The following is a 25,454-nucleotide window of genomic DNA, read 5'->3' on the forward strand; positions in this document are numbered from 1 at the left end:
CATGGACGACAGACCCGGTCATAGTACGAAGCTCACCCTCTCAGCGCATGTTGGGGGTGAGCGATGACAGGGGAAATCTGGGGCCTCCTCGCGGGGGTCCTCTTGACGCTCGGCACGGGCGTCTTCGTGGCGTCCGAGTTCGCACTCGTGAACCTGGACCGGCCGGAGCTCGAGCAGCGCCGCACGCGCGGCGAACGGCGACTCGGGCCCACCATCTCGGCGCTCAAGATCACGTCGACCCACCTCTCGGCGGCGCAGCTCGGGATCACGCTCACGACGCTCCTCGCCGGGTACACCTTCGAGCCGGCGATCAGCGCGCTGCTGCGCGGTCCACTCATGAACGCGGGGGTGCCAGAGGCGGGCGTCGTCGGCGCCGGCGCGGTCGTCGCGATCGTGCTCGCCACACTGTTCTCGATGATCTTCGGCGAGCTGATTCCGAAGAACTTCGCACTCGCGGTGCCGCTTGCGACCTCAAAGGTCGTCATTCCGCTGCAGATCGCGTTCACCTTCATCTTCCGCCCCGTGGTCGCACTGCTCAACGGCACCGCCAACGGGCTGATCCGCTCGATGGGCATCGAGCCGAAGGAGGAGCTCTCCGGGGCGCGCACCGCTGAAGAGCTGAGCTTCCTCGTGCGCCGCTCGGCGCTCGAGGGATCCCTCGACCACGACGAAGCCACCATGCTGCACCGCACCCTCTCCTTCTCATCCCGCACGGCAGAAGACGTGATGACGCCCCGCGTCATCGCCGAGATGCTGCCCCGCACCGCGACCGCGGCCGAAGTCGTCGCGCGCAGCGTTGAGACCGGCCACTCCCGGTACCCGGTGTTCGATGAGAGCGTCGACGACATCGTGGGCATCGTGCACGTGAAGTCGGCCTACGCGGTCGACTTCGATCGCCGCGACTACACCTCCGTGTCAGAGTTCATGTCAGAGCCCGTTCGCGTCCCGGAAGCCGCGGGAGTGGCCTCGCTGCTCGAGGTGCTGCGGCAGCGCAGCTACCAGATGGCGGTCGTCGTCGACGAGCACGGAGGCACCGCAGGGGTCGTGACGCTCGAAGACCTCGTCGAGGAGCTGCTCGGAGAGGTGCGCGACGAACACGACGCACTCCTCGAAGACGTCGTGGTGAGCGGCGATGAGATCTTCTTCCCCGCCTCGCTGCGCCCCGACGAGCTCTGGGACCGGCTCGCGATCCGCGTGCCGGAGAGCGAAGAGTACGAGACCATCGCCGGGTACGTGCTCGAAACCCTGGAGCGCATCCCCGATCTCGGAGAGGAGCTCGCGCTGGCCAACGGCACGCTGCGCGTCGAGGAGTTCGACGGCTCGCGCATCACGCGGTTGCGGTACACCACATCCGATCGAGAGAGCGACCCAGCGTTCAATACGCGCACCAAGGTGATGGACGCCTTCGAGCAGGGCCGCCAGCCCGCGCAGCCGGGCCGGACCGATCAGCAGAGCCGACACCAGGGAGTCGAACGATGAACGAGTATCTTCCCGGGCTCATCTGGCTCGTCGTACTCCTCGTGGTGAACGCGTTCTTCGTCGGCGCCGAGTTCGCCGTCATCTCCGCTCGGCGGTCGCAGATCGAACCGCGCGCCGCAGCGGGCAGCAAGTCCGCCAAGACGACGCTCTGGGCTATGGAGCACGCCACTCTCATGCTGGCGACGAGCCAGCTGGGCATCACCGTCTGCTCGCTCGTCATTCTGAACGTCTCGGAGCCGGCGATCCACCACCTGCTCGAGATCCCGCTGCTCGCATGGACGGGGCTCACCGCGGAAGCCGTATCCGTCACGGCGTTCATCGTCGCGCTGCTGCTCGTCACGTTCTTGCACGTCGTCTTCGGCGAGATGGTGCCGAAGAACCTCGCGTTCTCGGTGCCGGATCGCGCTTCGCTCCTGCTCGCCCCGCCGCTGGTCTTCGTGTCCAAGGTCGTCGGGCCAGTGATCCGGTCGCTCAACTGGATCGCCAACAGCTTCCTCCGCCTCTGCGGCGTGCAGCCGAGAGACGAGGCGAACACGGCGTTCACCATCGATCAGGTCGCGAGCATCGTCGAGCAGTCGACCCGCGAGGGAACCCTGGAGGATACGAGCGGGACGATCTCCGCCGCGTTCGAATTCACCGAGAAGCACGTCTCCGATGTCGAGGTGCCGCTCGACGCCCTCGTGCGGCTGCCCCTCGATGCGACCCCGCGCCAGGTGCAGCAGGCGGTGTCCGAGCACGGCTACTCGCGCTACGTGCTGCACTCCGCCGACGGTCAGCCCGAGCGCTACCTGCATCTCAAGGACATTCTCGACCTCTCCTCCGCGGCGGAGATCGACGCCCCGATTCCTTCGAGCCGCGCGCGCGACCTGCCCACCGTGGCGGCGGGCGCCGAGGTCGAGGACGCACTCGAGCTGTTGCGCGAGCGCGGTGCGCACATCGCTCGCGTCGGCTCAGAGGCGGGCGGCTTCACCGGTGTGCTCTTCTTGGAGGACATCGTCGAGGAACTCGTGGGCGAGGTCGAAGACACCGCGCACGCGCTGTAACCACCGCGAAGTCCCCGCGATCCGAGTGGATCGCGGGGACTTCTGCGACGAAAGCGCGTTTCGTGCTCTGTTCCTGTGAGGAGAGCGCACGAAACGCGCTCTCGGTGGGCATGTGTCTGCGCGCCCGCGGCCGGCTCAGGCCGAAGCGACCACCACGATCGGATCGGTGGTCGGGGCGCCCGTGGGCGACCCGCCGCGATCCTCGACCGTCACCGCGAGCGCATCGCCGGGCGTGAACCCCTCGGCGAGCACCGCAGCGCCGCCGTTCGCGTCGGCATGCATGACGCCGAGCGAGATGGGCTGATCGCCGCGTACGAGCCACACCTCGTAATCGTGATTCTCGGGCGCCGCCTCCATGCCGTCCGTCATGAACACGGCCTGCTGCGTGGAGTCCGACCAGTGCAGCGTCGCTTCCGCCGATCCGACGCTGACCGTCGTCGACTGCGAGTCGGGCGCCGACTCGACCTGCTGCAGGGCGACCGAAACGGGATCCTGCGGGGCCACGATTCCACCCATCGGCAGCGCGAGCGCGATCGCGAGCAGCACCGCGACCGACGCCGCGAGCCCGAACCAGGCCGCCTTGCGGCGCGAACGCTTGAACGCCAGCTCCGGATCATCCGGCTCCTCGATCAGCTCCGGCACCAGATCGCCCGGGCGGGCGGGCGTCGGACGGGGCGTCGGAGTCGCCTCCGCGCGGGGTTCGGGCTCGTGACCGGCCTCGAACTGCGGCGAGCGCGCGATCAGATCGAGGATCGCGGCGCGGGCTCCAGCGGGCGGCGCGACCTCGGGCGTCGAAACGGCGATGGCCGCGACCGTCTCGCGATCCTCGTCGACGACCTCGAGCCATTCTGGATGAGCCGCCAGCGCCTCCGAGAAGCTCTGCTCCTCTTCCGGGGAGAGCGCATGCAGGGCGCGGGCAGCGGAGAGCTCGCGGAACTGTTGCTCGTTCATCGCGTCGCCTCCATTTCTTTCCTGAGACGGGTCAAACCGTCTCGAATTCTTGATTTGATGGTGCCGAGCGGCGCTCCGAGGAGCACGGCGATCTCGCTCTGGCTGTACCCGCCGAAGTAGGCGAGCACGATCGCGCGGCGCTGAGGCTCGGGGAGTTCGCTGAGGCCGTGCACGGCACGCGTGCCGTCGATCATGAGCTCCACCTCCTCATCGACTGCCGGCTGCGCTTCTGCCAAGTCGCGCGTACCGGCGGCGAGGTCCCTGCGACGGGACGCCTGCGAGGCGCGGACACGATCCACCGCTCGCCGGTGGGCGATCGTGAGGAGCCACGTGCGAGCCCGGCCCCGTTCCGGATTGAACGAATCCGCGGTCTGCCACGCTTCGAGGAAGACCTCCTGCAGTACCTCCTCGCTCTGCGACCGGTCGACCAGGACCCTGAGGATCAGACCGAACACTCGGGCCGAGAGCAGATCGTACAGCTCGGCGAAGGCGCGCTGGTCTCCCACCGCGGCGCGTGCGAGCGCCCTATCCGCCGGATCGACGCTCGCGCCGTCCTCCGGTATTTCCACCCCGTCAATGACCATCACACTCAGCATGCCTCATTCACCTCCACTCTGCCTTCGTCCCGTGCCTCGAGTCCAAATCCGTTATGCGATCGGGGCCTACCCGAAGGTGAACGAGTAGACCTGCACGCCCTGGGGAACCTGCACATCGAGCGTGCCCTCGGCCGGATCATCCGCCTCCACCACTCGGTAGGAGCGCGGCGTTCCGTCGATCTCGATGGATCGGGTGCCACCGCCCTCGACCGCGACCTCGATCGTGCCGCTGCCCGCGATGACGGCTCGCACCTCCTGGCCGCGGTAGTCGAGGCGGATGTTCGCCTCCGAATCGTCGGTCGGAGTCACGTACTGCGTCTCGATCGTCCACTTGCCGTCGAGCGCGAACGTGTCCTGCTTCTGATCCTTCGGGAACTCGTACTCGCCCTCACCGGCCCGGTAGTCGCCGGGGCCCGCGAAGTTGCGATCCTTGGACGAGCCGAGGAACGTCTCAGGGCTGGTGCTGCCGACCTCCGGCGTCGCATCCGAGATGTTGGTCTCAGCGGGCAGCTCCTCGTCGGGATTCGCATCCTCGAGCAGTTCTCGCATGAGCTTCTCGGTGGTCTCGTAGTTGCCCTCGCCGAACGAGATGTGTCGCACCGTGCCCTCCGCATCGATCAGGTAGTGGGCGGGCCAGTAGCGGTTGCGGTAGTTCGTCCAGGTCGAGAGATTGTTGTCCATGGCGACCGCGTACTCGATGCCGAAGTCCTTCATGCCGGCCTCGACGTTCGACTGCTCCTTCTCGAATGCGTACTCGGGCGAGTGGACGCCGATCACCTTCAGTCCCTTGTCGCCGTACGCCTCATCCCAGGCGACCACGTGCGGGATCGAGCGCTGGCAGTTGATGCAGGAGTAAGCCCAGAAGTCGATGAGCACGACCTCGCCCTTCAACTCGTCGAGATCGAGCGCCTCGCCGCCCTCCGTGTTCAACCAGGTGTCGATGCCCTTGATCGAGGGCGCCTTGCCGCACGACGCGAGCTCGTCGGCGTCGTTCGCGCACTTGTCGAGATCGCGGTTCTCGTCGGTGACGAGACCGCCCAGATTCAGGGCGCTCTTGCCGGCGTCGCTCTCGGCCAGATCCTTCTGGATGCCGGCCGTGTAATCGGGCAGCAGACGCTGCAGCGCCTGCGGCACGTTGAACGCGAGCCCGACGGCGAGGGCGATCAGGGCGACGCCGCCGACGATGCGCAGCGTGCGCTCCCGCTTGCGGAAGCCTCGGATGCGCTGGGCGACCTTGCTGCCTGCGAGCGCGAAGACGAGCAGCGGCAGCGCGACGCCGATCGCGAAGGAGAAGGTGAGCAGGACGGTCTCGATGCCGATCTGGCCGGTCGCACCCGCCACGATGATCGCAGCGAGCACGGGGCCGGCGCACGGCACGAATACCGTTCCGAGCGCGAGACCCATGCCGAACCCGTTGCCTCCCTCGCCGACCTTGCGGCGGGGCAGCCGCTGGAACGGCTTCTCGAGCAGCTGCTCGAACCCGGGGAAGAGCATGCCGACGCCGATGATCAGCAGAACGGCGACGCCGGCCCAGCGGATCGCGCTCTGCGGAATGTTCAACAGCCCGAGCAGCACCGACCCGAGCAGCGTCACCACTGAGAAGCTCAGCACGAGCCCCGCGATGATCCAGAACGGGCGGCTGCGCTTCGCTGGAATGACCTCCGGCGCCTTCCCCGGCGCGGCCGGCTGGGCGCCGGCCGTCAGGAAGATCACCGGCAGTACCGGGAGAATGCACGGCGAGATGCCGGTGATGAGTCCGCCGAGCAGACCGATAAGCACGATGTCCATGAGAAGCCTTCCTATTGCGAGGTACTTCGGAGCGGAGCGCCGATCGGATGGGTCGGAGGCCAGGAGAGCTCGGGTCTCGTGCGGGCCCCACTGCGGATGCCGGGCCAGCAGTTCTTGTCCGCGCGCGGGCGCGCGCGAGGGCGCGCACGCTCCCGCGATCCCACGCACGGACACGACACCGCGAAGGCACCCGGAAAACTTTTTCGATCAATTTCCCATCCGACCGCGGGAGGGCTCCGAAGACGTTTACAAGCCGCGGAAATCTGCGGATCTCATCTCGAGGAGGAACCATGTTCACCAAGAAGAAGACCCTCGGCGCCGCGTTCGCAATGACGCTTGTCGGCGCCGCAATGCTCACCGGCTGCTCCATGGGAGCGTCGGACGAAGCCGCCGAAGACCAGACCACGGAGCAGATGGAAGAGACCCCCATGGAGGAGCCGGCGGAGTCGTCGGACGCCATGGATCCGGCAGCGAACCTGGTCGGCCCCGGCTGCGCGGCATACGCTGAGGCAGTGCCAGAGGGCGACGGCTCGATCCAGGGCATGTCGCAGGATCCGGTCGCAGTCGCGGCATCCAACAACCCGATGCTGAAGACGCTCGTCTCGGCGGTCAGCGGTCAGCTGAACCCTGACGTCGACCTCGTCGACACCCTGAACGGCGACGAGTTCACCGTGTTCGCACCGGTGGATGACGCCTTCGCGAAGATCGACGCCGGCACCATCGATACGCTGAAGACCGATAGCGACCTGCTCAGCAGCATCCTCACCTACCACGTGGTGCCCGGCCAGATCGAGCCGGCTGACATCGCAGGCATGCACACCACTGTGCAGGGCGCTGACCTCGAGGTGACCGGCTCGGGTGACGAGATGATGGTCAACGACTCGAACATCATCTGCGGCGGAGTCCAGACCGCGAACGCGACCGTGTACCTGGTCGACACCGTTCTGATGCCCCCGGCCAAGTAATCTCGCCGGTGCAGTAATCCCGGCGTGAGAGCCAGCGCAGTCGCGGCTCGATCGCCCGCAAGGCCAATGTGTCCGTCGCTCGCACAGGAGAGGCGGGCACATTGTTGTTCGCAGTGACACGCAGCGCCCGGGCCCCGAGGATGGGGTCCGGGCGCTGCGTCGTCTGCGGACGGCGGATGGGGACGGACGCGAGAGCGCGATCCGGCACCGTTCGCACTGAGCGGCGAGCATCAACTGCGCTTTCGAGCTGATCGCTCGCTCGGAGAGATGCCCGCGGCGGATCTCGCCGCCTTACACGCGCACGAGCATCTTGCCCACGTTCGCGCCGCGCATCATGTCGAGGAACGCGTCGACGGTGTGGTCGATGCCGTCGACGATCGTCTCGTCGTACGCGATCTTCCCAGCGGCGAACCATTCGCCCATCCGCTGCTGGAACTCGGGCGCGTGCTGCAGATGCTTGCCGACGGTGAAGCCCTCGAGCTTCAGGGCGCGTGTGATGAGATTCGCCATGTTGTCGGGCCCCGGGGTGGTCTCCGAGGTGTTGTACTCGGCGATCGCGCCGCAGAGCGCCGCGCGGCCGTCGTCGTTGAACGCATCGAGCGCCGCTTCGAGGTGGTCGCCCCCCACGTTGTCGAAGAAGACGTCGATGCCGTCGGGAGCTGCGGCGGCGAGTTGGCCGCGCACGTCGCCGTCCTTGTAGTTGAAGGCCGCGTCGTATCCGTACTTCTCGGTGAGCAGCGCCACCTTCTCAGCGGATCCCGCCGAGCCGATCACCCGCGCCGCTCCGAGGAGCTTCGCGATCTGGCCCGCCGCTGTGCCGACCGCTCCCGCGGCGCCCGAGATGAAGACGGTCTCGCCTTCGCGCAGGCCGGCGATGGCGGTGAGACCGACGTACGCCGTGAGGCCCGTCATTCCCATGATGTGGAGGCGCAATGAGAGCGGCACCCCGTCGATCTCCGGGACGACGCGGAACGTCGCTGCGTCTGCCTGCACCAGGTCCGACCACCCGTGCTGGTGGAGCACGACCGCGCCCTCTGGCACCTCGTCAGAGGCGGAGGCCACGACTCGGCCGATGGCGCCGCCCTGGATCTGCTCGCCGAGCGCGTACGGCGCGACGTAGCTGCGCGCGTCGTTCATGCGGCCGCGCATGTAAGGATCGACCGACACGAACCCGTTGCGCACGCGCACCTCGCCCGGCTGCAGTTCGCCGAGTTCGACCTGCACGGTGCGGAAGTCGTCGTGCGTTGGCCAACCGCTCGGGCGGGAGACGAGCTGAATCTGTGTGCTGACGGGTGCGGTCACGTGGAACCTCCAGAGTGTGCGGGCGATCCTGCGCCCTCGGATGCCGGCTCGGAACGAACCGGGCTATATGGAACAGTCGTTCCAATATATACTGGAACGATCAGTCCTGAAAGGCGCACTCATGGCACGTACAGCTTCCTTCGACCGCGACGCAGTCGTGCGCGCCGCGATGGACGCCTTCTGGACGACCGGCTACGAGGGCGCCGGGATCGCCGACCTCGAACGGGCCACCGGGCTGCGGCGCTCGAGCATCTACAACAGTTTCGGCTCGAAGCGCGGACTCTTCGACGCTGCCGTGGAGCAGTACCTCGACGACGTCATCCGCCCCCGCCTGGAGCCGTTGACGGCAGCGCCGGTCTCACCCGATGCCGTCATCGGCTACCTGGCAGGACTGCGCGACGCCTTCGCGGATCCCGCGTCGCTCGCCGCGCGCAGCGGGTGCATGCTCATCAACACGGCCGGCGCTCCGATCGGCGAAGACGCGGCGGTCGCCGCATCGGTCTCGGCGTACCGCGACGAACTGCGCGCAGCCCTCAAGCGCGGCATCACCGCCCGGCTCCCCCGCCTCGACCCGGGTGCGGCGGATCGCCTCGCCGACGCCTGCACCGGCCAGGTGGTGGCGGCACTCGCGCTCGCTCGCATCGACCGGAGCAGTGCGACCGCGGCCGTGGATACGGCGCTCGCCCTCATCGCGGCGGCGTAGCGGCGATTGTCGGGGGCCGCTGCAAGAATGCAGCCATGCTCACCACATTCGCGGTCTCGGGGTACCGATCGCTCGTCGACCTGATCGTGCCACTCGACCGGCTCACGATCGTCTCGGGAGCGAACGGCACCGGCAAGTCCAATCTGTACCGGGCGCTGCGTCTGCTCGCGGCAGCCGGCGAGGGTCGCATCGTGGGGTCGATCGCCCGGGAAGGCGGGCTCGCGAGCGTGCTCTGGGCGGGTCCAGAGGTATCGCGTCGCGCATCGGGTCCGATCAAGGGCGCCTCCCCGGGGCGCCCGGTCTCCCTCAGGCTGGGCTTCGGATCGGATGAGTTCGGCTACCTCACCGATCTCGGCCTGCCGCAGCTCGACCGCGGCCGCAGCTTCTTCACGCAGGATCCGGAGGTGAAGCGGGAGCAGGTCTTCGTCGGGCCGTTCGCCCGGCCGGCATCCGTCATCGTCGATCGCACGCGTGCGGCGGTGCGCGTGCGAGACGACGGATGGCGCGTGCTGCAGCAGACCCTCGGCCCCGGGCAGAGCGTGCTGCTCGATCTCGAGGACGCGACCGCACTGCCCGACACGCTCCGCCTGCGGCACCGCATGGCGCAATGGCGCTTCTACGATCACTTCCGCACCGACCGTGACGCCCCGGCCCGCGCTCCGCAGGTCGGCACGCGCACGCGGTGGCTCAGCGATGACGGTGCCGATCTGGCCGCGGTCTGGGCGACCGCGATCGAGGCGGCGCAGGATCACGATCTGACCAATGCCGTCTCCGACGCGTTTCCGGGGTCGCGCGTCTCGATCGACGTCGTCAGCGGCGTGTTCCGCCTCATGCTCAGTCAGCCCGGCCTCCTCCGGCCGCTCTCGACGGCGGAGCTCTCCGACGGCACCCTGCGATACCTGCTGCTCTGCGCGGCGCTGCTGCCGGCCGATCCGCCGCCACTGATCGTCGTCAACGAACCGGAGGCATCGCTCCACGAAAGCCTGATCCCGGCGCTCGCCTCGCTGATCGCGACCGCGGCGAACCGCACGCAGGTCGTCGTCGTCACCCACTCGAGCGTACTGCGCCGTACGCTCGAAGACGCGGGTTCCGCCATCGAACTCGTCTCCGACGGGGACGGCACGGAAGTCGCGGGCCAGGGTCTGCTCGACGTGCCGCGCTGGGAATGGCCGAAGCGATGAGCCGGGCACCCGTGACCGTCGCCTGGGCGCGCATCGCCGTCGGCGCGATCGTCATCGTCATTCTCTGCACCACGTACCTGCAGGGCGTCGGTGGCATGAACCCATTCGATTTCTTCGGCTACTTCACGAACCTCACGAGCCTGCTCTCCGCCATCCTGCTCATCGCACTCGGTAGCAGCGGAGCGCGGAAGCGCCCAGCACCGCGCTGGGCCGCGACGGCGCGCGGGGTCGCCGTCACGTGCATGCTCATCGTCGGCGTGATCTACAACGCACTCGTACCGGGCACCGGTGCGGCGCCTCCGTGGGTCAGCGCCGTGCTGCACATCGTGTTCCCGGCGCTCCTCCTGCTCGACTGGATCGGCGTCGGCGATCGCCCGCCGCTCCCGTGGCGCCGGTTATGGCTGGTGCTGCCGTATCCGCTCGCGTGGATCGGGGTCGTACTGGTGCGCGGCGCGACCGACGGGTGGGTGCCGTACGGGTTTCTCCTCCCGGAGCGCGGCGGGGGAGCTCTCGTCGGCACGATCCTGGGGCTGCTAATCGCGCTGCTCGCGAGCGGCGCGCTGGTCTGGTCGCTGAGCCGCGTCCGGCTCTCGGCGGGCCGCCGCGCGCTCCGGATGGACTCCTGACACCCTTGCAACATACCCCCAGAGGGTATACTGTCGATGTGAAGGAGCACTCCGTCCCTCACCTCGAAGGAGCATACGCATGGCTACGACTGCATTCACCGTCACCGGAATGACCTGCGATCACTGCGAGCGCGCAGTGCGATCGGAAGTCGGCGAGATCGCTGGAGTCACCGGCATCTCGGTGAGCGCGGCCTCCGGTCAGCTCAGCGTCACGACCGCAGGAGACCCGGTCGACACCGCTGCCGTACTCGCGGCCGTCGACGAAGCCGGGTACACCGCGCAACTCGCCTGAGCCGCGCCAGGTACGTGCTGCGGCCCGCGGGCAGACCCAGTCGGCTGCACCTCGCTCTCCTCGAGAGAACCTCCCCATGACCCTGCTGAACAGCCTCTCCCCGACCTCGTACGATCTCAAGATCGGCGGGACGACGTGCGCCTCCTGCGTCATGCGCATCGGGAAGAAGCTGACGCAGCCGGTGTCGACGGCGCCGGGGAGTAGACGGGACTCGGTGAGCAGACGGGACTCGGTGAGCAGACGGGACTCGGTGAGCAGACGGACTTCGGTGAGGCTGGAAACCCTGATGGCGTCTCACCGAAGCACGATCTCTCACCGAGAGCCCGCGGGGAGTGCTCAGCGATTCTGCGGAGCGCTCCCAGGCCGTGTCAGTACAGTTCCCGAGAAGCAACGGGCAGGCGGCCCGAGCGTGAAGAGGAACGAGGCCGGGTGCTGCCGATCGTCGACATCATCATCGTGGTCGTGCTCATCGTCTCCACGCTCGCCGGTGTGCGTTCGGGATTCTTCTCCGTGGTCGGTGCGCTCGCCGGTCTCGTCGCGGGCGCGGCGGTCTCGCCCTGGTTGCTGCCGATCGTCGCCCGCGAACTGCCCGAGAACGGCTGGCGCAGCAGCGCGGTGATCGGTTCGGCGATTCTGCTGCTCGCCCTCGGCGCCTGGCTCGGCTCCGTGATCGGCTCCTTCCTGCGCCGCGGTGCAGACCGGCTCAAGCTGCGCGCGATCGAACGCCTGCTCGGCGGGGCGCTCGGCCTCGTCGCCTCGGTCACCGCAGTGGCCCTCATCGGCGCCGCCATCACAGCATCGGGCGTGCCGGGCGTCTCATCAGCGGTCGCCTCCTCGACGGTGCTGCGCACGCTGCAGCAGTGGACGCCGAAACCGCTCACCGACGCTGCCGCCCGCTTGCACGCGGCGGTGCTCGGCGACACCGTGATCCCGACGGTCGATACACTGCTCGACTCAGACTTGAGCACGGAAACCCCCGCGGCGACCATCGACACCGACGACCCAGCACTCGCCGCCTCGGCCGCCTCGGTCGCACGCATCTCGGGTCTCGCATACGGGTGCGGCACGATGCCGACGGGCACCGGCTTCGTCGTCGCAGAGGATCGCATCGTCACGAACGCCCACGTCGTCGCCGGCATCGAGACCCCGCTCGTGGAGCTGCCGGGCGAACCGGCGCGCGACGGCCGGGTCGTGTACTTCGATCCGATCGACGATCTCGCGGTGATCGCTGCGGACGTCGACGCCGGCCCGCTTCCACTCGACGATTCGCTCGTGCCGGGAAGCGGAGGTGCGGTGCAGGGCTACCCGTACGGCGGCCCGTTCACGACGGTCGGCGCCGGAGTGCTCGCGACGCGCGACGCTCCGATCGCGGACATCTACGGCACGTCGTCGACGCCGCGCTCGATCCACGTGCTCTCGGCCGATGTGCGGCCCGGCAATTCGGGAGGCCCCCTCCTGACCGAGGAGGGCGGCGTCGCGGGAGTCGTCTTCGCGAGAGACACGGAGCGGGCGAGTGTGGGCTACGCGATGACCCTCGCCGAACTGCTCCCCGTGCTCGCGACGCTCGAGACGGCGACGGCGCCGGTATCGACCGGGGCCTGCCTCTCCGACTGACGCCGCGGGCTCAGCGCTCGGGCTCCGGCCGGAGGAGCAGCTTCACGAAGGGCAGGAAGCGGTCGACGCGGTCGGGCAGGGACCCCCAGCGATCCGCCATGCCCGCCATCATCTGCGCTCCGACGTACAGCTCGTTGATGATCTCGGCGAGCAGTCGCGGCGACTCGGTCGAGGTGATCGATCCGTCGCGAATGCCCTGTTCGATCAGCATCGTGCCATTGCCCTGCCAGGTGACGTACGAGTTGTGACCGTGATCGCGGAGCGCCTCCGGCAGGGAGTCGACGAGCTGCAGGCCCGCCTGCACGAGTCGGTCGGTCGCCATGAGATCCGCGAGACGCCGGAGCATGACGATGACCGTGTCGTAACCGTTGCGGCCGACCGCGAGCTCCTCATCGAGTGCGGCGCGCATGCGTTCCTGCTGCACCGCGAGCACGGCCTCCGCGATGTCGTACTTGTTGCCGAAGTGAAAGTAGATGGACCCCTGACTCGCGCCGGCCTCATCGGAGATGTCTTTGAGCTTGGCCTGATCGTAGGAGAGCCTCGAGAAGACCCGCCCTGATGCTTCGAGCAGCGCCATACGCGTCTCGATGCCGCGCTGCTGCTTCGTGCCAGCTCCCTCGATGTGTGGTGCCAACGGCGCCCCCTCGGTATCCCTGCCTCGGCTCGAACAGCCGAACCGGTTCCAAGATAGCCGCCGCGACCACGAATACGGCCCATCGGTATGCGTGTCGAAAACCACCGCGCCGCGGCACGCCGGCGAGTGCCGGGTTCCGCGCATCAGCTCTGCCGCGACTTCGACGATCTACTACACGCGACTCGCACTGGCAAGGCACTCACCCTTCACGCGGAGACCTTTCAAGGTGGAAGGTGCAGGAACGACACGAGAGCGGAGGCATGACGTGAGAGCAATGACCTATCGGGGGCCGTACAAGGTGCGGGTCGAGAACAAGCCCGAACCGAGAATCGAGCACCCCAACGATGCCATCGTCCGCGTGACCCGGGCCGCGATCTGCGGGTCCGACCTGCACCTGTACCACGGACTGATCCCAGATACGCGGATCGGTCACACCTTCGGCCACGAGATCGTCGGGGTCGTCGAGGAGGTGGGGTCATCGGTGCGTCACCTCTCGCGCGGCGATCGCGTCATGGTGCCGTTCAACATCTCGTGCGGCTCCTGCTACTTCTGCTCCCGCGGTCTGCTGTCGAACTGCCACAACGTGAACCCGAATGCGACCGCGATCGGCGGCATCTACGGGTACTCGCACTCCGCCGGCGGCTACGACGGCGGCCAGGCCGAACTCGTGCGAGTCCCGTTCGCCGATGTGGGACCCATGATCATGCCCGACTGGCTGGACGAGGACGACGCCCTGATGCTGACCGACGCGTTCTCGACCGGCTACTTCGGCGCGCAGCTCGGCGAGATCGCAGAACGCGAGACCGTCGTCGTGCTCGGAGCCGGCCCCGTCGGGCTCGCGGCCGCCCGCTCTGCGTGGTTCATGGGGGCGGGTCGCGTCATCGTGGTCGACCACCTCGACTACCGACTCGAGAAGGCACGAACGTTCGCGTTCGCCGAAACCGTCGCAATCGGCGAGCATCGCGACCTGGTCGTCGAGATGAAGCGACTCACCGACGGGCTCGGGGCCGACGTCGTCATCGACGCGGTCGGCGCCGAGGCGGATGGCAGCGCACTGCAGCACATCACCTCCGCGAAGCTCAAGTTGCAGGGGGGCTCCCCCGTTGCGCTCAACTGGGCGATCGACTCGGTGCGCAAGGGCGGCCGCGTCGCCGTGCTCGGCGCGTACGGTCCGCTCCCGTCCGCCATCCGCTTCGGAGACGCGATGAACAAGGGAGTGACCATCCGAGCGAACCAGGCGCCCGTGAAACGGCAGTGGCCGCGCCTGCTCGAGCACATCCGGAACGGCGATGTGCGCCCTGGCGAATTGCTCACGCACCGACTCCCCCTCGAGCACATCGGCGAGGGGTATCACATGTTCTCCTCGAAGCTCGACGACTGCATCAAGCCCGCGATCATCCCCGGAACGGAGTAAGCCATGCCCTATCGCGCCGATCACCCGAACCGCGCACCCTCGTCGGAGGCGCTGCGAGCTCGCATCCCCGGCTGGGGAGCCGATCTCGATACCGCGCTCCGCCCCTCCTGGCCCATGGATACCGCCGCACCGGAGGCCACCGGTGCGCACTGGGACTTCCCCGACCGCCAGCGCGAGCGCGGCGACCGCGAGCGGTCGATCGAGCATGAGATGCTGCCCCCGGTGTTCGGCACCGCGCAGCCGTTGCACGGCGCGTCGGGCGTCATCCGACGGCTGGCGTATCGCCGGTTCGGAGAGGGGAAGAACACCCGCTGGCTCCTGCTCGTGCTCGGGGACCGCGTCGATGCCGTCGCAGCGCACCTGCGCTCCTTCGCCTCTGCGCGACCCGACAATCCGGTCACGCAGACCGGCGTGCTCAGCGAGTCCCGCCGCCGCCCGGTCCGCTCGCGCCTCGGGCGGGGTCGCGTCGATCTTCGGCACGCCTGGCTCGACCCCATCATCGTGGCAGGCCCGTGGGTCGTCTGGGCCGCGGTCGTCGTCTCCCTGCTCACTCGAGGACGACGGCGTGGGTGAGGCCGGGATGGTGCCGCCGCGCGACGGCGTGCGCCTCGTCACCGACGACATCGCGATGATCACGCGGGCCAATGTCAACTGCTACCTCGTGGACGCCGCAGACGGGCCGGTGCTGGTCGATGCCGGCCTGCCGGGCAGCTGGAGCCTCGTGCGGAAGGCTCTCACCCGATTCGGGCACCGCCCCGGCGACCTCACGGCGGTGCTGCTGACGCACGCGCACTTCGATCACGTCGGGCTCTGCCGCACCCTGCAGCGCGAGCATGGGGTTCCCGTCCTGGTGCACGACGCCGACGCGCCCCTGCTGCGTCATCCCTACCGGTACGCGCACGAGTCGGTCCGGCTGAAGTATCCGCTGCGGTATCCGGCGTCCCTCCCGGGGCTCGCCCGCATGGTGGGGGCCGGCGCCCTGGGCGTGCGCGGGGTCGACTCGGATGGTGATCTCTCGGGGAGTTCGGGCGCACTGGGTCGCTTCGCTTCCGTGTTCAGCCCCGGCCACACGTTCGGGCACTGCGCACTTCGGTACTCGAGCTCGCAGGGGGGCGCACCCGTCGACGTGCTGTTCACGGGCGACGCGCTCGTCACGTACGACCCCTACACGGGGAAGCGCGGCCCGCGGACGGTCGCACGGGCTGCGACCGCGGACGCCGATCTCGGCTTCCGCTCGCTCGACGACCTGGCGCGCACGCGGGCCGCACTGCTCCTCCCCGGGCACGGTGCGCCCGACGTTCGGGGAGCCGCGCGAGCGGTATCGGAGGCCAGACGGGTCGGCGTGGACTGAGCGGGATTCAGCAACAGGGCGGCGTTTCCATTGTCGATTCAGGAGCACCGCGCCCCTCGTGGCCCCGATTCGTGCGCGATCACCTGCGTGCGCTCCTCGAAACGCGTCAGAAAGTACGTACACTGACCCGGTGAACCGAGAATCGCACAGGCGCACCAACGACACGCGCCGCACGCTCATCGAGGCGACCATCAGCGTCATCGCTCAGCACGGCCTCGCGGGGGTCACCACTCGCCGTGTCGCCGAAGTGGCTGGAACACCGCTGGGAAGCGTGCACTACTGGTTCGCCAGCAAGGAGGCCCTCCTCGACGCCGTGGCCGCTCACGTGCAGCACGCGACGGATGCCGGTCTCGGCACCCCTGGCTCGGGGTTCGATCTCGGTGCGCAGATCGGGTGGCTGTTCGATCGGACCATCGAGATGCCGCTCGAAGACCATCTCGCGATGTTCGAAATCCTCGCGCATTCTGTGCGCCGGGGCGGAACGGGACTGGCCGATGCGAATCACGAACAGATTCGGGCGCAGGCCGTGCAACTGCTGGAGCCCTGGCGCGACGGCGCGGATGCGCAGCTCCCGGGCGGGTTCGCGGCACTCGTCACGCTGGTGCACACCACGATCATCGGCACGTGGTTCGGGCATTTCAGCGCTGACACCGAGACGCTCCGCGGCGGGATCCGCCTGCTCGGCGCCCTGCTGCGCGATGTGCCGCGCGACGCCGCAGTCGCCCCAGCCGCCCCAGATCCCGCGTAGGTCACTCCAGTACGACGATGCGATCGTCCCCATCACGCGGAGCACCTCGACCGTCGGTGTTGTTCGTCACGGCCCAGAGCTCGCCCGACGGCGCGACCACGACATCGCGCATCCGCCCGAGCGCGCCGGCATCGTGCAGCTTCGACGCCGTCAGATCATCCAGGGGCACCTCGCGGATGGACTCGCCCCGCAGATTCGCGATCCACACGCTCCCGTCGTGCACCGCGATGCCGCTCGGACTCGCGTCGGCGGGCTGCCACTGCTGCACGGGATCGACGAACTCGGGATCTTCCGCTGCACCCTCGACCTCTGGCCACCCGTAGTTCCCTCCGGGTTCGATCACGTTGAGCTCGTCCCAGGTGTTCTGCCCGAACTCCGAAGCCAGCATCGTGCCGTCCGGGGCCCAGGCGATGCCCTGCGGGTTGCGGTGCCCGAGGCTCCAGACCGGCGACCCCGCAACGGGATTGTCGGCGGGAAGCGTGCCGTCGGGCTCCATCCGAAGGATCTTCCCGGCGAGCGACTCGGGATCCTGCGCAGCACTGGGAACACCGGCGTCGCCGGTCGTCGCGTAGAGCATGCCGTCGGGGCCGAAGGCGAGTCGGCCGCCGTTGTGGGTGCCTGCTGCCGGAATCCCGTCGAGCACGACGTCGGGATCGCCGAGCGCACGCCCGTCGTCGCCGTCGAGCAGCGCGAAACGCAGGATGCGGTTCTCGTCGCCCGCGGTCACGTATGCGTAGAGCGCGCGCTCGTTCGCCGCGAGCCCGAGCAGACCGCCCTCCCCGCCCGCGCCGACCCCGGCGATCGTTGCGAGCTCGCTCGTCGCTCCGGCAGTGTCGAGCGCGAGGATCCGGCCGCTGTCGCGTTCGCTCACGATCGGCGTCGAGGCGATGAAGGCGATCGACCACGGCGCCTCGAGCCCGCTCGCGATCACCTCTCGGCTCGGCTCGGAGGTCCCTGGCGCATCGCTCTGCGTGCCGGCGCACCCGCCGAGCAGCACGATCGCGAGGCAACCGGCGGCGAGCGCGCTCAGTCTGCGCATCTGCGCGGGTCGCGGCCAGGGCTGCGGCATCAGCTCGCCGACGCGAACGCGTCGCGCACCTCGTCGTGCGGCAGTGCGAAGCTGGCGTGGCCGTCGCGGCCGACCATGTCGCGAGCAGCGACGAGCGCGTTGAGCACGGCTTCCTCCGTCGCCTCGACGACCGCCGTGTAGAGCCCGTCGATCGCGCCCCAGCTGACGTGCTCGATCGATTCAACGGTTCCGGCCGGAGTGCCCATCCGGGAGCCCAGCCCGCCGCTGTTCGCCGTCGAGAATGCGAGGAAGATGTCGCCGGAGAAGTGGCTTCCCGTGGTGCCCGTGCGCGCGAGGCCGAGGGGGACGCGGCGCGCGAGTGCGCGGCACTGGTCGGGCAGCAGCGGGGCGTCGGTCGCAACCACGACGATCACGCTCCCGGCTCCCGGCACCGCCGGCCCGCGAGCGGTGCCGCCGGCGGCCGCGACCTCGCCCTCGAACCACCCGCTCGTCTCCATCGGGCACGGAGCCTCGGAATCGCGCCCCAGTGGCCGGCCCACGACACGGAGTTCGCGTCGCGATCCGAAATTCGCCTGCAGCAGCACCCCCACCGTCCAGGTGCGCTCGCCCGCGGGCACGAGCCGGGATGCCGTGCCAGTTCCGCCCTTGAATCCGTAGCAGTTCATCCCGGTGCCCCCGCCGACGTTGCCCTCTGCGATCGCTCCGGAGGCCGCCGCATCGAGGGCGGCATGCGCGTGCTCTGGCCGCACGCTCCCGGCGTTGATCGAGTTCAGGTACCCGTCCCACGTCTCGCCGACGACGGGGAGCATCCACTGCGCGGCAACGGCCGGCTGATGCTGAGCCAGCCACTGATCGACGCCCTGATGCACCGCGCCGACGGCGTGGGAGTTCGTGATCGCGATGGGCGTCTGCAGCTGGCCGGCCTCCTCGATCCAACTGCGACCCGTGAGTTCGCCGTTCCCGTTGAGCACGGCGACGCCTGCGGCGCACGGCGCCCCGGCCAGATCGGCGCCGCGCGGCAGGATGGCGGTGACTCCTGTGCGCGTGACCGCCGGGTCGTCGGCGACGAGGGTCGTGTACCCGACCGTCACACCGGGCACGTCGGTGATTGCGTTCCAGCGCCCGGGCTCGCCATCGAGGGGCACGCCCAGGTCGCGCGCACGGCGCGGTTCGGCGGATGTCGTCATTCGGTCTCCTCGGGATCGGTGGCCGCGGTAGGCATAGCGGTGGAGGCGGTGGGCGGTTCGCCCGAGAGCCGGCAGCCGAGCGCGATCTCGGCGAACTGCAGGGTGTTGCTGAGGTACGTCTCGCGCTGCCAATTGTCGGGATCGAGCAGGTACAGGTCGTATGCGTCCTCGAGTGCGACGAGATTGGCTGCGATCGCCGGGACCTCCATGCGCGGTGAGAATGCGCCGAGCGCGACACCGACATCGATGATCGAGGTGTAGAGCGCGACCTGCCGTTCGAGGAGCAGCGCGATGTCCAGCCGAAAGCGCGGCTGCTCGCGGACGACCGCCGAGGCCTCGTAGACGACGCGCAGGTCGTCGCTGATGCGCTCGGGAATGCCCGCGTGGATGGTCGCACGCAGGCGATCGATCGGGTCGCGGTGCCCCTCGGCGACGGCGCGGCGGGTGTCGATGAACTCTCTGATCGCCCCGCGCACGGCGGCTTCGACGAGCTGATCGAAACTCTCGAAGTGGTAGAGCACGCTCCCGGCGCTCACCTGCGCGCGTTCGGCGACCGCGCGCACGCTGACGCCCGACAGTCCGCGCTCGCTGATGATGCGCGACGTCGCCTCGAGTAGATCGCGACGTCGCTGCGCGGTCTTCGCTGCTGCCATCAGTCGGACTCCGTTTCTGCTGGGGGCACCACGCTGACCGACTGGGTCAGCGCCGCGTACTTCTCCGGCGAACGCCGTCTCATCACGATAGCGACGACGACGCCCGCGATGAACACCAGGGGCACGCAGGCGAGCATGAGCCCGTTGATCGGGCCTTCGACGCCGGAGACGAGGTCGAAGTGCGTGGCGATGACGAGGAAGGCTGCGAGCAGGCCGACGGCCCCGAGGATCGGCGCGACGACCACTTCCCAAACGCCGTGCCCGCGACGGTCCTTCCAGAAGAACCCGACGACGGAGACCGCGGCGATTCCCTGCGAGAAGACGAGGCCGGCCACGCCGATCGCATAGGTCCAGAGCCCGATGCCGAGGAACGGGTCGGCCCCTGTCAGTGCGGCCGCGAGGATCGCAGCGAGGCTGATCGCGGTGAGCACGACGCTCGCGACGTACGGCGAGCGCATGCGGGGATGCGTGCGGGCGAACATCGCGGGCAGGAGTCGTTCGCGGCCGAGGGAGAAGAGGTAGCGGGAGCAGGCGTTGTGGAATGCGAGCGTGCAGGCGAAGAAGCTCGTCACGATGAGCACTTCGACGGTCACGCCCGCCCAGGCGCCGAGCGCGCTCTCGCCGGCGAGGAACATCATCTCCTCGAAGTTCTCCGACTGCGCGAGCTCGATGATGCCGTCGACGCCGAATGCGACGGTGAGCGACCAGAAGGTGAACGCGTAGAACACGGCGAGAAAGGCGATCGCAACGTACGTCGCCCGCGGTACGGTTCGTCTCGGCTGTTTCGCCTCCTCCGCGTAGATCACGGTGCCTTCGAACCCGAGAAACGCTCCGAAGCCGAAGACGAAGAGCGCACTCGCGCCCGAGGCGAAGAGCACGTTCCGGGGGTCGAACGAAGCGGCGGTCGCAGCTCCGATGTTCGCCCCGTTCTGCATGATCGCGGCGAGCGAGATCACGAGGAGAATAGCGATCTCGGCGGTGAGGAGCACGGCGAGCACTTTGGCGCCGACGTCGATCCGGCGATAGCCGAGCACGCCGACCGCGAGCACGGAAGCGATCGACCACACGCCCCAGTGGAGGTCGAGGCCCAGCAGGTGCGCGAAGGTGAGTTGCGCGAAGAAGCCCAGCAGCGCGTAGAAGCAGATGCACAGGAAGGCGTACGAGACGATCGTGATGAAGGCGACGCCGACGCCGATCGGTTTGCCGAGCCCCGCCGCAGCATAGGCGTAGAAGGCGCCGGTGTTGCGCACGTATCGCGACATCGCGGTGAAGCCGATCGCGAAGAGGATCAGCACCACGCCGCTCGCCAGCATCGCGCCCGGCGCCCCGATCCCGCCGACGAGGAACGCGAGCGGAGCCGAGCTCACCGCGACGGTGAGCGGAGCCGCTGCCGAGACGACGAAGAAGACGATGTCGAGGGTGCCGAGTTTTCCCTTGGCGAGGGTGCCGTCCCCGATGTCGTGCGTTGGGGAGGGGTGCAGATCTGGTGACACGAGAAACTCCTTTGTTTCGGTGCGAGTACCGAGCGCCCTTGACGCTCGAGATTTCTGAACGACTGTATCACTTTTCGAGGAAATTGCTGAGAATCAGTTCTTCAATGCGCATTGATGATTATTACTCATGTTCAGTTCTGGGCCGTCTCACGTGCCGTAACATTGACCCGGTGACAGAACCCACGACCGATTCGGCAGACTCCTCCGCCGAGCTCGGCGTCGACCCGCAGGAGCTCGCGACCGCGCTGCGCGTGATCGGCGCGGTGCACGAGCTCCCGGCCGATCACCCGGATTTCCTCGCAGTGCGCCGCGCCACCTCCACCATGTTCAAATCGGTGAAGGACCAGCGGAGACGTCAGAATCGTGAAACGGTCGCCGCCGCCGACCGCGCCGTGATCGCCGCGACGGCGACCGGGGCCCCCGACCGCATCGACGATGAGACCCGGGGCCTCCCGCTCTCGTCGAGCAGCGAGTCGCCGATCGCGGGCGAGCTGATCAAGCCGCGCAACTGCTACATCTGCAAGCAGCCCTACACCCGCGTCGATGCGTTCTACCACCAGCTCTGCCCCGAGTGCGCGCGCTTCAGCCACGCGAAGCGCACCGCGAGCGCCGACCTCTCGGGCAAGCGCGCGCTGCTCACCGGCGGGCGAGCGAAGATCGGCATGCACATCGCGCTCCGCCTCCTGCGCGACGGCGCCCACACCACCATCACCACGCGCTTCCCCCGCGATGCCGCGCGCAGGTTCGCCTCGCTCCCCGATTCCGCCGACTGGCTCCATCGATTGCAGGTCGTCGGCATCGACCTGCGCGACCCGGCTCAGGTCATCGCGCTCGCCGACTCGGTCGCGGCGCAGGGCCCGCTCGACATCCTCATCAACAACGCGGCGCAGACGGTGCGACGCTCACCCGGATCGTACTCGCTGCTCGCCGAGGCCGAGTCGGAGCCGCTGCCCGAGGGGGCGCTGCCCGAGATGCGAGTACTCGGCAAGTCCGCGCAGCTGCACCCGCGCGCACTCGAGGCGTCGGTCGATGCAGAGGTGCACGCTGCCGAGGGCCCGCGAGGCCTCGTCGGCACGATCGCAGAGGGGCTCTCGCAGCAGCTCACCGGAGATGAGCTCAGCGCGCTCGCGCTGTCGGCTGGCGCCTCGTCGCTCGCGAAGCACGCTGACGGATCAGCGATCGATGCCGGCGGCCTCGTGCCCGACGTCAGCCATGTGAACAGCTGGGTGCAGCACGTGCAGCAGGTCGATCCGCTCGAGATGCTCGAGGTGCAGCTCTGCAACACAACCGCGCCCTTCCTGCTGATCAGCCGCCTGCGCGCGTCGATGGTCGCAGCTGCAGCACGCCGCACGTACGTGGTGAACGTGTCGGCGATGGAAGGGCAGTTCTCGCGCCGCTACAAGGGACCGGGGCACCCGCACACCAACATGGCGAAGGCCGCCCTCAACATGCTGACGCGCACGAGCGCGGAGGAGATGTTCCAGACCGACGGCATTCTCATGACCGCCGTCGACACCGGCTGGATCACCGACGAGCGCCCGCACTTCACGAAGGTCCGCCTCGCCGAGGAGGGCTTCCACGCCCCGCTCGACCTGGTCGACGGCGCAGCGCGAGTCTACGATCCGATCGTTCGGGGCGAGGCGGGCGAGGATCTCTACGGATGCTTCTTGAAGGACTACGCGCCCAGCCCCTGGTGAGCCGAGCCGCACGCCGATCGACGTGCAGCGCTACTCGGTCTCGGGATCCGGAATCTCGTCGGGCTTGTAGTTCGGCAGACGCGACGCCGGGAGCGCAGCGACCGCACTGATCCCCGCGAGAATGAGGAAGCCGAGCTTCAGCGTGCGCAGACGCTGATCCTCGTTCAACGCGACCGCAGCGTCGATCTGCGCGGGCGTCGCCGTCGTCGAAGCCAGCACGTCGCGCAACTCGTCGTTCCCGACGAAGTTGACCGAGTCGAGATCCACCTGCTCGACGAGCTCAGCGGGAAGCTCCGGGTGATCCTCGACCGCCTGCGTCACCCCCGTCGTGAGCAGTGTCACCAGCACCGCGCCCATCACCGCCGTGCCCACCGCCGATGCCAGATTCTGCGTCGTGCCGCGGACCGAGCCGACATCTCCGGCCAGCTCCTTCGGCACCGACGTGACGAGCACGTTGAACACGAGCGTGACGAGCGCGCCCTGGCCGATCCCGAAGACGATGAGGCCGAGAATCGTCGGAATCGTCTCCCAGTTGTTCGTGACGACGAAGGCGAGCCACACGAGGGCGACGGTGGTCAGCGCAAAGGAGAACAACGCGATCGTGCGCGGCGTGAACCGGGTGTAGAAGCGCACGATGAGGGTCGCCGTGATGAACACCGTCAAGTTGAAGGGCATCATCGCGAGCGAGGTGTCGAACGGCGTTCGCCCCTGCACCACCTGGATATAGGTCGGCAGCGTGAAGTTCACCGCCGCCTCCATGAGCACGATGATGAACATCGCGTAGATCGCCGCGCGCTCCTCGGGCCGGTCGAGCACGCTGAGGTCGACGAGCGGCGTCCTCCCCCTGCGGGTGCGACGCCTCGTCCACATGAAGAACAGCTGCCCGAAGATCACGCCCAGCACGACGAGCACGGGCGCCGGAGAGAGCCCGAGAATCGAGAACGGCGCCGTGTCGCGCGCCGCCAGCACCCCCCACCCGTTGAGGTTGTTGAAGCCGAGCGTCAGCATCACGATCGCCGCACCGATCAGCACCGAGGCGATGAGGTCGATGCGCACGGCGCGATTGCCCCGATCGGAGCGCAGACCGAAGCTCAGGGCGAACACGGCGACGGCCAGAGCCAGCGTGATCAGGAACACCGGGCGCCATCCGACCAGCGTTCCGAGCGTACCGCCGATCAAGAAGGCGCTCACGCCCGAGAAGGCGCGAGCGGAGCCCAGCGAACCCACCGCCGTCGCCTGCTGATCGCCGCGATAGTTCTCGGCGATGAGCGCCACGAGCGACGGCACGATGATCGCGGCGGAAGCGCCGGCGAGCACCTGCCCCGCGATCGCCCACCCGATGGTCGGCGCGAAGATCATGAGCAGCGACGAACCGGCGAACGCCACCACGACGATGCGGAAGATGAGCACCCATCCGACGCGTTGGCCCAGCTTCGCCCCCGTCATCACCAGGGCGGCGACCGCCAGCCCGTAGACGACGATCGTGGTGCTCGCCGTCGTCGGCGGCACGCCGAAATCCTCGACGAACCCGCCGAGCGAGATCGGAAGCGCTGCGACGTTGAACGACATCAGCACCTGGGCGAGGAAGAGACCGATCATCGGCGTCCACGAGCGGCGCTCGTCGACCGCCGCGCCGTTCTTCAGCTGCTGCGAATTGCTCATCCTGCGGTCTCCATTCGTGACACCCCGCTCGCGAAAAGGTTGAGGCCGAGCGCGCGAGAGAGGAACGCGCACGCCCGCTGCCCCCGCACGCTGTTGCCCGCCGGGTCGAGCGGCGGCGAGAACGAGCCGAGCGCGCCCTTTCCCGGCGAGATCGCGACGATGCCGCCGGAGACCCCCGATTTCGCCGGGAGGCCGATCTCGAAGAGCCACTCGCCAGATCGCTCGTACATGCCGCACGAGGCGAGCACGGTGAGGGTATCCCGCGCGACTTCCTCCGCCACCACGCGCACGCCCGTGATCGGGTTCACTCCGCCGTCGGCGAGGGTGGCGCCCATCACCGCGAGGTCATGAGCGGTCACCACCAGCGCGCACTGGCGCGTGTACATGTCGACGATGGCGGCGGGGTCCCGCTCGAGCCGCCCGTACCCTTCGAGGAGCCGCGCGATCGCCCGGTTCCGCGTATTCGTCCGCATCTCCGACTCGTAGACCTCGGTGTCGACGGCGAGCTCCCGACCGGCGAAGCGCGAGAGCCCGTTTCGGATCGCCTCCCACCGCGCATCGTGCGACGCTGCCGGCATCATCGCCGTCGTCGCGATCGCTCCGGCGTTGACCATTGGGTTCATCGGGCTGCCCAGGTTCAGTTCGAGCGCCATCACCGAGTTGAACGGGAGGCCGGTGTTGTTCACGCCGACGCGCTCGTGCACCGCCCGGTGACCGATCTCCTCGCAGACCAGCGCGAAGACGAACGCCTTCGAGATCGACTGGATGGTGAAGGCGTCGTCAGCGGCGCCCGCCTCGTACGTCGCGCCGTCCACCCCGACGAGGGAGAGCCCGAAGCGATCGGGATCGACTCTCGCGAGCACCGGAACGTAGTCCGCGACGGCCCCGTCCTGGAGCGCCGCATACCGTGCGTGCGCCTCGTGCAGCAGCTCATCGACGCGCCCCTGGCCCGGAAGCGAGCCCGTGAACGCGCGCTGACGCACCCCTTCCATATCGGCTTCGAACATCGAGGCCTCCCCTGGGTCGAGTCCCCCCTGCGCCCAGT

Annotated in this window: 24 protein-coding genes; 13 read left to right on the forward strand and 11 right to left on the reverse strand. The window is 68.5% G+C overall.

The window, feature by feature from the left end; all coding sequences use genetic code 11:
• The first annotated feature begins 63 nt into the window (after positions 1–63).
• Together WFH23_RS08375 and WFH23_RS08380 are read left to right on the forward strand one after the other, a co-directional pair.
• The gene (locus WFH23_RS08375) at positions 64–1,479 is read left to right on the forward strand and encodes a hemolysin family protein (protein ID WP_336662193.1); all 1,416 of its coding nucleotides are present in this window, start codon (positions 64–66) and stop codon (positions 1,477–1,479) included.
• Positions 1,476–2,522: a hemolysin family protein gene (locus WFH23_RS08380; protein ID WP_336662194.1), complete on the forward strand. Its 1,047-nt coding sequence runs from the start codon at positions 1,476–1,478 to the stop codon at positions 2,520–2,522. Before WFH23_RS08375 ends, WFH23_RS08380 begins: the two co-directional genes overlap by 4 nt.
• A 135-nt stretch (positions 2,523–2,657) precedes the next feature.
• Here the strand turns inward: WFH23_RS08380 and WFH23_RS08385 are convergent, their stop codons facing one another.
• The 3 genes from WFH23_RS08385 to WFH23_RS08395 all read right to left on the reverse strand — a co-directional run bounded on the left by WFH23_RS08385 (position 2,658) and on the right by WFH23_RS08395 (position 5,857).
• On the reverse strand, positions 2,658–3,473 hold the full coding sequence (locus tag WFH23_RS08385; protein WP_200330835.1) for an anti-sigma factor: 816 nt from the start codon (positions 3,471–3,473) through the stop codon (positions 2,658–2,660).
• Entirely contained in the window at positions 3,470–4,057 is a 588-nt protein-coding gene (gene sigK, locus WFH23_RS08390; protein WP_090147257.1) for an ECF RNA polymerase sigma factor SigK, read from the reverse strand. Before sigK ends, WFH23_RS08385 begins: the two co-directional genes overlap by 4 nt.
• Before the next feature lie 78 nt (positions 4,058–4,135).
• A complete protein-coding gene (locus WFH23_RS08395) occupies positions 4,136–5,857 on the reverse strand; it encodes a cytochrome c biogenesis protein CcdA (RefSeq protein WP_336662195.1) in 1,722 nt (573 codons plus the stop codon).
• A 290-nt stretch (positions 5,858–6,147) separates the two neighbouring features.
• On the opposite strand from WFH23_RS08395, the gene WFH23_RS08400 reads away from it, so the two are divergent.
• Entirely contained in the window at positions 6,148–6,822 is a 675-nt protein-coding gene (locus tag WFH23_RS08400; protein ID WP_090145672.1) for a fasciclin domain-containing protein, read from the forward strand.
• A gap of 291 nt (positions 6,823–7,113) precedes the next feature.
• Here WFH23_RS08400 and WFH23_RS08405 read toward each other — a convergent pair whose 3' ends face one another.
• On the reverse strand, positions 7,114–8,124 hold the full coding sequence (locus WFH23_RS08405) for an NADP-dependent oxidoreductase (protein WP_336662196.1): 1,011 nt from the start codon (positions 8,122–8,124) through the stop codon (positions 7,114–7,116).
• Between the two features lie 121 nt (positions 8,125–8,245).
• On the opposite strand from WFH23_RS08405, the gene WFH23_RS08410 reads away from it, so the two are divergent.
• The 5 genes from WFH23_RS08410 (at position 8,246) to WFH23_RS08430 (ending at position 12,540) form a co-directional block, all read left to right on the forward strand.
• The gene (locus WFH23_RS08410; RefSeq protein WP_336662198.1) at positions 8,246–8,827 is read left to right on the forward strand and encodes a TetR/AcrR family transcriptional regulator; all 582 of its coding nucleotides are present in this window, start codon (positions 8,246–8,248) and stop codon (positions 8,825–8,827) included.
• A gap of 35 nt (positions 8,828–8,862) precedes the next feature.
• Positions 8,863–10,008: an AAA family ATPase gene (locus WFH23_RS08415; protein ID WP_336662199.1), complete on the forward strand. Its 1,146-nt coding sequence runs from the start codon at positions 8,863–8,865 to the stop codon at positions 10,006–10,008.
• The gene (locus tag WFH23_RS08420; protein ID WP_336662200.1) at positions 10,005–10,634 is read left to right on the forward strand and encodes a Pr6Pr family membrane protein; all 630 of its coding nucleotides are present in this window, start codon (positions 10,005–10,007) and stop codon (positions 10,632–10,634) included. Before WFH23_RS08415 ends, WFH23_RS08420 begins: the two co-directional genes overlap by 4 nt.
• 79 nt (positions 10,635–10,713) lie before the next feature.
• Entirely contained in the window at positions 10,714–10,926 is a 213-nt protein-coding gene (locus tag WFH23_RS08425; RefSeq protein WP_090145687.1) for a heavy-metal-associated domain-containing protein, read from the forward strand.
• Between the two features lie 429 nt (positions 10,927–11,355).
• Entirely contained in the window at positions 11,356–12,540 is a 1,185-nt protein-coding gene (locus WFH23_RS08430; protein WP_336662201.1) for a MarP family serine protease, read from the forward strand.
• Positions 12,541–12,550: 10 nt separating this feature from the next.
• Here the strand turns inward: WFH23_RS08430 and WFH23_RS08435 are convergent, their stop codons facing one another.
• Positions 12,551–13,174, reverse strand: a complete 624-nt coding sequence (locus WFH23_RS08435; RefSeq protein WP_176698234.1) for a TetR family transcriptional regulator — start codon at positions 13,172–13,174, stop codon at positions 12,551–12,553.
• Between the two features lie 265 nt (positions 13,175–13,439).
• Between WFH23_RS08435 and WFH23_RS08440 the strand changes: the two genes are divergently transcribed.
• The 4 genes from WFH23_RS08440 to WFH23_RS08455 all read left to right on the forward strand — a co-directional run bounded on the left by WFH23_RS08440 (position 13,440) and on the right by WFH23_RS08455 (position 16,687).
• Positions 13,440–14,588, forward strand: coding sequence for a zinc-dependent alcohol dehydrogenase (locus tag WFH23_RS08440; protein ID WP_211649620.1), 1,149 nt, complete (start codon positions 13,440–13,442; stop codon positions 14,586–14,588).
• A 3-nt stretch (positions 14,589–14,591) separates the two neighbouring features.
• Positions 14,592–15,161, forward strand: a complete 570-nt coding sequence (locus tag WFH23_RS08445; protein ID WP_336662202.1) for a hypothetical protein — start codon at positions 14,592–14,594, stop codon at positions 15,159–15,161.
• Complete coding sequence (locus WFH23_RS08450; RefSeq protein ID WP_336662203.1) at positions 15,154–15,939, forward strand: MBL fold metallo-hydrolase; 786 nt, start codon at positions 15,154–15,156, stop codon at positions 15,937–15,939. Before WFH23_RS08445 ends, WFH23_RS08450 begins: the two co-directional genes overlap by 8 nt.
• A 130-nt stretch (positions 15,940–16,069) precedes the next feature.
• Positions 16,070–16,687, forward strand: coding sequence for a TetR/AcrR family transcriptional regulator (locus WFH23_RS08455; protein ID WP_336662204.1), 618 nt, complete (start codon positions 16,070–16,072; stop codon positions 16,685–16,687).
• A 1-nt stretch (position 16,688) separates the two neighbouring features.
• Here WFH23_RS08455 and WFH23_RS08460 read toward each other — a convergent pair whose 3' ends face one another.
• From WFH23_RS08460 to WFH23_RS08475, 4 genes are read right to left on the reverse strand one after another with little or no spacing between them, the layout of a single operon-like run.
• On the reverse strand, positions 16,689–17,756 hold the full coding sequence (locus WFH23_RS08460; RefSeq protein ID WP_336662205.1) for a PQQ-dependent sugar dehydrogenase: 1,068 nt from the start codon (positions 17,754–17,756) through the stop codon (positions 16,689–16,691).
• Positions 17,756–18,904 carry a P1 family peptidase gene (locus WFH23_RS08465; RefSeq protein WP_090145704.1) on the reverse strand — a complete coding sequence of 383 codons (1,149 nt, stop codon included), beginning with the start codon at positions 18,902–18,904 and terminating at the stop codon, positions 17,756–17,758. Before WFH23_RS08465 ends, WFH23_RS08460 begins: the two co-directional genes overlap by 1 nt.
• A complete protein-coding gene (locus tag WFH23_RS08470) occupies positions 18,901–19,557 on the reverse strand; it encodes a TetR/AcrR family transcriptional regulator (protein WP_336662206.1) in 657 nt (218 codons plus the stop codon). The genes WFH23_RS08465 and WFH23_RS08470 overlap by 4 nt, the downstream gene beginning before the upstream one ends.
• Positions 19,557–21,050, reverse strand: coding sequence for an APC family permease (locus WFH23_RS08475; RefSeq protein ID WP_336662207.1), 1,494 nt, complete (start codon positions 21,048–21,050; stop codon positions 19,557–19,559). Before WFH23_RS08475 ends, WFH23_RS08470 begins: the two co-directional genes overlap by 1 nt.
• Before the next feature lie 104 nt (positions 21,051–21,154).
• On the opposite strand from WFH23_RS08475, the gene WFH23_RS08480 reads away from it, so the two are divergent.
• Positions 21,155–22,747 carry an SDR family NAD(P)-dependent oxidoreductase gene (locus WFH23_RS08480; protein ID WP_442918727.1) on the forward strand — a complete coding sequence of 531 codons (1,593 nt, stop codon included), beginning with the start codon at positions 21,155–21,157 and terminating at the stop codon, positions 22,745–22,747.
• Between the two features lie 30 nt (positions 22,748–22,777).
• Here the strand turns inward: WFH23_RS08480 and WFH23_RS08485 are convergent, their stop codons facing one another.
• Positions 22,778–24,409 carry an MFS transporter gene (locus WFH23_RS08485; protein WP_336662209.1) on the reverse strand — a complete coding sequence of 544 codons (1,632 nt, stop codon included), beginning with the start codon at positions 24,407–24,409 and terminating at the stop codon, positions 22,778–22,780.
• Entirely contained in the window at positions 24,406–25,416 is a 1,011-nt protein-coding gene (glsA, locus tag WFH23_RS08490; RefSeq protein ID WP_336662210.1) for a glutaminase A, read from the reverse strand. The genes WFH23_RS08485 and glsA overlap by 4 nt, the downstream gene beginning before the upstream one ends.
• Positions 25,417–25,454 lie beyond the last annotated feature (38 nt).

The sequence above is a fragment of the Leucobacter sp. USHLN154 genome (genome assembly GCF_037145595.1).
GTDB classification, from domain to species: Bacteria; Actinomycetota; Actinomycetes; order Actinomycetales; family Microbacteriaceae; genus Leucobacter; species Leucobacter alluvii.